The sequence below is a fragment of the Corynebacterium sp. LK2590 genome, from assembly GCF_040946105.1.
Classification (GTDB): Bacteria; Actinomycetota; Actinomycetes; order Mycobacteriales; family Mycobacteriaceae; genus Corynebacterium.
Map to the genome: position 1 here is coordinate 1 of NZ_JAYWMH010000013.1, position 5287 is coordinate 5287.

At 53.9% G+C, this 5287-nt stretch carries 3 rRNA genes; all 3 read right to left on the reverse strand.

The features are described from left to right. Positions 1-6: 6 nt before the first annotated feature. The 3 genes from rrf to VVR85_RS11125 all read right to left on the reverse strand — a co-directional run bounded on the left by rrf (position 7) and on the right by VVR85_RS11125 (position 5285). A 5S ribosomal RNA gene (gene rrf, locus VVR85_RS11115) occupies positions 7-125 on the reverse strand. 133 nt (positions 126-258) lie between these two features. Further along, positions 259-3336 (reverse strand): 23S ribosomal RNA (locus tag VVR85_RS11120). 430 nt (positions 3337-3766) lie between these two features. After that, positions 3767-5285: ribosomal RNA gene (locus VVR85_RS11125) — 16S ribosomal RNA — on the reverse strand. Together the 16S, 23S and 5S rRNA genes form the textbook arrangement of a ribosomal RNA operon. Positions 5286-5287 lie beyond the last annotated feature (2 nt).

Below are 5287 nucleotides of genomic sequence, written 5' to 3' on the forward strand. Positions count from 1 at the left end.
GTTTGGTGTCGGCGGTAACCTACTCTCCCACAACCTCCCGGTTGCAGTACCATCGGCGCGACGCAGGCTTAGCTTCCGGGTTCGGAATGGGTCCGGGCGTTTCCCTGCCGCTATTGACCACCGACAAACATCCGGGACACTCTTGGTGCCTGGTTTTTCGGGTGTTGTGTCAGATACTGCATAGTGGACGCGAACACGACAAAATGAACGATGTCTTGTGTTGTTTTTTGCTTGTTCCACACAAAACCAATGTTTGTGTGGTGTTGGTTGTTTGGCCGATTAGTACCAGTAGCCTCCACATCTTACGATGCGTCCAGGTCTGGCCTATCAACCCGGTAGTCTTCCGGGGGCCTTGTAATGAAACCTCATCTTAAAACAGGCTTCCCGCTTAGATGCTTTCAGCGGTTATCCCTCCCGTACGTAGCCAACCAGCCCTGCCACTGGCGTGACAACTGGCACACTAGAGGTACGTCCGTCCCGGTCCTCTCGTACTAGGGACAGCCTTCTTCAAGTTTCAACGCGCGCGGCGGATAGAGACCGAACTGTCTCACGACGTTCTGAACCCAGCTCGCGTGCCGCTTTAATGGGCGAACAGCCCAACCCTTGGGACCTACTCCAGCCCCAGGATGCGACGAGCCGACATCGAGGTGCCAAACCATCCCGTCGATATGGACTCTTGGGGAAGATCAGCCTGTTATCCCCGGGGTACCTTTTATCCGTTGAGCGACACCACATCCACAAGTAGGTGCCGGATCACTAGTCCCGACTTTCGTCCCTGCTCGAGCCGTCACTCTCACAGTCAAGCTCCCTTGTGCACTTACACTCACCACCTGATTGCCAACCAGGCTGAGGGAACCTTTGGGCGCCTCCGTTACATTTTGGGAGGCAACCGCCCCAGTTAAACTACCCACCAGGCACTGTCCCCAACCCAGATCATGGGCCAAGGTTCAGGCATCCACTACCATCAGAGTGGTATTTCACCAACGACTCCACCACCACTAGCGTGATAGTCTCAACGTCTCCCACCTATCCTACACAAACGATAGTAAATACCAATACCAAGCTATAGTGAAGGTCCCGGGGTCTTTTCGTCCTGCCGCGCGTAACGAGCATCTTTACTCGTAATGCAATTTCACCGGGCCTGTGGTTGAGACAGCAGAGGTCTCGTTACGCCATTCGTGCAGGTCGGAACTTACCCGACAAGGAATTTCGCTACCTTAGGATGGTTATAGTTACCACCGCCGTTTACTGGGGCTTAAATTCTCCGCTTCGGCCTTACGGCCTAACAGGTCCTCTTAACCTTCCAGCACCGGGCAGGCGTCAGTCCATATACCTCAACTTCACGTCTTCGCATGGACCTGTGTTTTTGATAAACAGTCGGACCCCTCTATTCTCTGCGACCACCACCAGCACACACACCGCTTGGATGCGGCACCAGCAGTGGCCCCCCTTCTCCCGAAGTTACGGGGGCATTTTGCCGAATTCCTTAACCACAGTTCACCCGAACGCCTTAGTATACTCAACCTGACCACCTGTGTCGGTTTAGGGTACGGGCCGTACACCCACTCACTAGAGGCTTTTCTCGACAGTACAGGATCACCAACTTCACCCCTACGGGCTACGCATCACGCCTCGACCTAATGCGGTGCGGATTTAACCTACACCACAGTCTGCACGCTTACACCAACAATCCACTCAGTGGCATGGCTACCAACCTGTGTCACCCCATCGCTTGGACCACAGTTCAGGCCCCACGCACACCAACCACGACCAACCCCCGAAAGGGCAAGTACATAGTGGCATGGGTGGTTAGTATCACTGCTTTACCATTGGGCGCGGATATACGGGTACCAGAATATCAACTGGTTATCCATCGACTACGCCTGTCGGCCTCGCCTTAGGTCCCGACTCACCCTGGGAAGACGAACTTGACCCAGGAACCCTTAGTCATCCGGCGGGTAGGATTCTCACCTACCAATTCGTTACTCATGCCTGCATTCTCACTCGCACACACTCCACAGCGCCTTACGATACTGCTTCACAACGTGCACGACGCTCCCCTACCCAACAAAAAATTGTTGCCGCGGCTTCGGCGGTATGCTTGAGCCCCACTACATTGTCGGCGCAGAACCACTCGACCAGTGAGCTATTACGCACTCTTTCAAGGATGGCTGCTTCTAAGCCAACCTCCTGGCTGTCTTCGCGATCCCACATCCTTTTCCACTTAGCATACCCTTAGGGGCCTTAACCGGCGATCTGGGCTGTTTCCCTCTCGACTATGAAGCTTATCCCCCACAGTCTCACTGCCACGCACACACTAGCGGCATTCGGAGTTTGGCTGATGTTGCTAAGATTGTAGTCCCGCTCAACCAACCAGTAGCTCTACCTCCACTAGGCTCATTACGTAACGCTGCACCTAAATGCATTTCGGGGAGAACCAGCTATCACGGAGTTTGATTGGCCTTTCACCCCTACCCACAACTCATCCCCGCAGTTTTCAACCTACGTGGGTTCGCGCCTCCACAACCTCTTACAGCTGCTTCACACTGGCCATGGGTAGATCACCCCGCTTCGGGTCCAGGACATGCCACTCAACACCCCATTAGGATTCGGTTTCCCTACGGCTACCCCACACGGGTTAACCTCGCGACATGCCGCTGACTCGCAGGCTCATTCTTCAAAAGGCACGCCATCACACACTTTCAGGTGCTCTGACGGATTGTAAGCACATGGTTTCAGGAACTATTTCACTCCCCTCCCGGGGTACTTTTCACCATTCCCTCACGGTACTTAAATACACTATCGGTTATTGCACGTATTTAGGCTTACCGGGTGGTCCCGGCAGATTCACAACAGATTCCACGAGCCCGTTGCTACTCGGGGACAACAACAATCATGCTATGTGCACCTTCACCTACAGGACTCTCACCTACTCCGGTTGACCATTCCAAGCCAATTCAGCTAACACACACACCACAACGAAGCACTGGTAGACACTTCACATTGCAACCCCACAACACCGCATGCGCAACCTCTACCAAGTATCACACACACACGGTTTAGCCTCATCCACGTTCGCTCGCCGCTACTAGCAGAATCATTCGTTATTTTCTTCTCCTACGGGTACTGAGATGTTTCACTTCCCCGCGTAACCCCCACACCCACTATGAATTCATGGGCAGGTACCACCCCACAACGAGTGGCAGGTTTCCCCATTCGGACATCCTCGGATCAACGCTTACTTGACAACTCCCCGAGGCTTAACGCAGCCTGACACGTCCTTCATCGGCACACAATACCAAGGCATCCACCATGCGCCCTTCACACAACGAACACACACCACCACACAACAACCAAAACAATCACTGTATGGCGGGTGAACACACAAAAATTAAGAAAAACAAGAAATCACATCACACCACACACAAACAACAAAAGCTGTCCACGCGTGGTAAATGCTCGCGTCCACTATACAGTTCTCACACAACACCCAACACACACCACAACCAACCACACCGTGGCCAACTGCAAGTTGTGTGTTAGCACCAGGACAACACTAATGCCCCAGACACCCAACAATGCACCAACATACTCACACAACAAACCAACAAGGAATGTAAGCATTTGTGTTTAAAAAACAATGATTGCACCCAGCCTCATTCACTGGGGGCGTGCGTCCACCCGATTACAACACAGTGGCAGTGCCATACACAGACACATAAACCACCAACACCCACAACCGTGGGCAAAACTAAAAACTCCTTAGAAAGGAGGTGATCCAGCCGCACCTTCCGGTACGGCTACCTTGTTACGACTTCGTCCCAATCGCCGATCCCACCTTCGACGGCTCCCTAACAAGTTTGGGCCACCGGCTTCGGGTGTTACCAACTTTCATGACGTGACGGGCGGTGTGTACAAGGCCCGGGAACGTATTCACCGCAGCATTGCTGATCTGCGATTACTAGCGACTCCGACTTCATGGGGTCGAGTTGCAGACCCCAATCCGAACTAAGGCCAACTTTCAGCGATTAGCTCCACCTCACAGTGTCGCAACGCATTGTATCGACCATTGTAGCATGTGTGAAGCCCTGGACATAAGGGGCATGATGATTTGACGTCATCCCCACCTTCCTCCGAGTTAACCCCGGCAGTCTCTCATGAGTCCCCAACCAAATGCTGGCAACATAAGACAAGGGTTGCGCTCGTTGCGGGACTTAACCCAACATCTCACGACACGAGCTGACGACAACCATGCACCACCTGTATAAAGGCCACAAAGGGAAACGACATCTCTGCCGCGAACCTAAATATGTCAAGCCCAGGTAAGGTTCTTCGCGTTGCATCGAATTAATCCACATGCTCCGCCGCTTGTGCGGGCCCCCGTCAATTCCTTTGAGTTTTAGCCTTGCGGCCGTACTCCCCAGGCGGGGCGCTTAATGCGTTAGCTACGGCACAAAACCCGTGGAAGGGTCTCACACCTAGCGCCCACCGTTTACGGCATGGACTACCAGGGTATCTAATCCTGTTCGCTACCCATGCTTTCGCTCCTCAGCGTCAGTAACTGCCCAGTAACCTGCCTTCGCCATCGGTGTTCCTCCTGATATCTGCGCATTTCACCGCTACACCAGGAATTCCAGTTACCCCTACAGTACTCAAGCCTGCCCGTATCGCCTGCACGCCCGGAGTTAAGCCCCGGAATTTCACAGACGACGCGACAAACCACCTACGAGCTCTTTACGCCCAGTAATTCCGGACAACGCTCGCACCCTACGTATTACCGCGGCTGCTGGCACGTAGTTAGCCGGTGCTTCTTATCCAGGTACCGTCACAAAAACGCTTCGTCCCTGGCGAAAGGAGTTTACAACCCGAAGGCCGTCATCCCCCACGCGGCGTCGCTGCATCAGGCTTCCGCCCATTGTGCAATATTCCCCACTGCTGCCTCCCGTAGGAGTCTGGGCCGTATCTCAGTCCCAATGTGGCCGTCCACCCTCTCAGGCCGGCTACCCGTCGCCGCCTTGGTAGGCCATTACCCCACCAACAAGCTGATAGGCCGCGGGCTCATCCTACACCGAAAAAACTTTCCACCACACACACCAAAGTGCGGTCCTATCCGGTATTAGACCCAGTTTCCCAGGCTTATCCCGAAGTGCAGGGCAGATCACCCACGTGTTACTCACCCGTTCGCCACTCGAGTACTCCAGCAAGCTGGAGCCTTTCCGTTCGACTTGCATGTGTTAAGCACGCCGCCAGCGTTCGTCCTGAGCCAGGATCAAACTCTCCACAAAAA